3 protein-coding genes are annotated in these 2,189 nt (G+C 76.7%); 2 read left to right on the top strand and 1 reads right to left on the bottom strand.

Annotated elements, in window-relative coordinates; translation table 11 throughout:
* Window positions 1-241: 241 nt before the first annotated feature.
* Window positions 242-538: a hypothetical protein gene (locus tag GTR00_RS19390; protein WP_166613195.1), complete on the top strand. Its 297-nt coding sequence runs from the start codon at window positions 242-244 to the stop codon at window positions 536-538.
* Complete coding sequence (locus tag GTR00_RS24445) at window positions 535-1,149, top strand: GAF domain-containing protein (protein ID WP_166613194.1); 615 nt, start codon at window positions 535-537, stop codon at window positions 1,147-1,149. The genes GTR00_RS19390 and GTR00_RS24445 overlap by 4 nt, the downstream gene beginning before the upstream one ends.
* Window positions 1,150-1,176: 27 nt before the next feature.
* Here GTR00_RS24445 and GTR00_RS19380 read toward each other — a convergent pair.
* The coding region (locus tag GTR00_RS19380) for an EAL domain-containing protein (RefSeq protein WP_166613193.1) at window positions 1,177-2,189 on the bottom strand (1,013 nt) is incomplete at its 5' end.

Raw genomic sequence — 2,189 nt, 5'->3', positions numbered from 1 at the left:
GGCCACCTCGGTCCCGCCGGTCCTGCGCACCCGGTCACCCCCGTCGCGTCACCTGCTGGGGCATCATCACCGCCCCCGCCGGGGCGCGGTGAGCGTTTCCGCCGACAGGTCGTGTTCCTGCCGTCACAGCGAGTCAGGGCAGGGGTGCGCGGGCCTGGTCACGCTGCGTAGTGGCATCCACCACGGGTGGTCACCCGCACGGGCCTTGCGGTCACGGCGCCGTCGCGGTGACCGTGGAGGGATGGTTCCCGCCGCCGCAGCCACCCCCGCGCGGGGTCTGGCGCGCCCCACCGTCGTGGACTGGCTCGAGGAGGTCGCCGGCGTCGTCGGGCCCCAGCGGGCCCTGCTGGCGTGGTCCGGCGCCGCCCGCGCCACCGGTCTGCACGGCATGGCCCTGACGACCGAGCAGATGCGCGTCGTCGGCGAGCGCGTCGCCGCCGACGCCACCGACCCGCGGCTGCGCCTGGCCGTGCGCAGCTGCCTGCTGCGGCTGCGCGTGCACGCCGCGCTGGAGACGACCGAGGGAGCACGCCGGTGAGCACCGAGCAGCACGAGCACGACCACCACGAGCCGCCGGGCCCGGGCCGGGAGGGCTCGCCCGAGTGGTACGCGTGGGTGGCCCGGCACCTGGCCTCCGCGCAGGTCGTCACCGACGACGCCCTGTACGACCACGACCGCCTCGACGCCGTGGCCGCCCTGCGCGCCGACGACGTCGAGCACGTCCAGCCGCTCGTGGACGACCTGCTCGCCCGCGCCGCCGGCGAGACCGGCGCCCCCGTGGCGCTGCTCAACGTCGTGCTCACCGGCGCCCAGGTCATCGCCGGCGCCCACGGCCTGAGCGGCTGGATGGCCGAGACGCGCGCCACGCCCGCCGAGTGGGCCCTGTGCGCGCGCGTGGTCCGCTCCGGCGAGGAGCTCGTCGTGCCCGACACCACCGCCGACCCCACCACCCGCGAGAACCCCCTGACCACCGTCGACGGCCTGCACGCCTACGCCGGCGTGCCGCTGCGCGGGCGCGGCGGGCAGGTGCTGGGCACGGTGTGCGTCATGGACGACCGCCCGCGCCCCTTCTCCGAGGGTGACCTGGCGGTGCTGCGCGAGGCCGCCGAGCAGGCCGCGCGGCGGCTGGAGGACGCCGGCGGGAGCTGAGCCCCGGGCCGGGACGGGGAGCGCGCCTCAGCGCCCCGGCGCCGCCGCCGCCGGCACCGGGTAGGTGCGGGTGAGCTGCTCGGCCAGGGCGGTGCGCGGCACGGCCGCGGAGTACAGCCAGCCCTGCCCGAGGGGGGCGTGCATCTCCCGGCACGCGTCGGCCTGCCGCTCGGTCTCCACGCCCTCCACGACCACGGTCATGCCCAGTCGGGTGGCGAGGTCGACGACGCAGGTGACGACGGAGCGGCCGGTGCCGGCCTCGGTGAGGGAGTTCGTCAGGGACCGGTCGACCTTCAGCACGTGCACGGGCAGCCGGTCCAGGTAGCCGAACGCGGAGTAGCCGGTGCCGAAGTCGTCGATGGCGATGGAGCAGCCCAGGCCGGCGAGCTCGGTGACGACGCGCTCGGCGGGGGAGTCGGCGTCGAGGAAGACGGACTCGGTGAGCTCCAGGGTCAGCAGGTGCGCGGGCACGCGGTGGCGGGAGAGGACCTCGCGCACGGTGTCGGCGAACCCGGGGGACTGCAGCTGCACGACGGAGACGTTGACGGTGAGCCCGACGCCGGCGCGGAAGACGCCGGCCTCCTCGGCCCAGCGCACGGCGCTGCGCAGGACGTGGTCGCCGAGGGCGACGACGAGGTTGGACTCCTCGGCGACGGCGATGAACTCGCCGGGGTCGATGCGCCCCAGGACGCCGTCCTCCCAGCGGGCCAGGGCCTCGAACTTCTCCACGCGGCCGGTGCTGAAGGACACGATGGGCTGGTAGTGGACGTCGACGGTGCCCTGGCGCACGGCCTCGGCGAGGCGTTCGCGCAGCAGGGTGCGACGGGCGTGGGCGGCGGCGACGGTGCCGGAGTACACGGACACGTGGCCGCGGCCGGCGGCGCGGGCGTCGCGCAGGGCGATGTCGGCGTGCACGAGCGTGGTCATGGGGTCGGTGCCCGTCCCCTGCCCGCCGCCGTCCCCGGTGCGGGTGTCCCCGGTGCGCAGGGCGGGGCAGGGGGCCACGCCGGCGATCGCGGTGAGGGGGAAGCGGGCGGCGC

The sequence above is a fragment of the Kineococcus indalonis genome (assembly GCF_009906395.1).
Classification (GTDB): Bacteria; Actinomycetota; Actinomycetes; order Actinomycetales; family Kineococcaceae; genus Kineococcus; species Kineococcus indalonis.
This window is presented reverse-complemented; position numbering and strand designations above follow the sequence as displayed.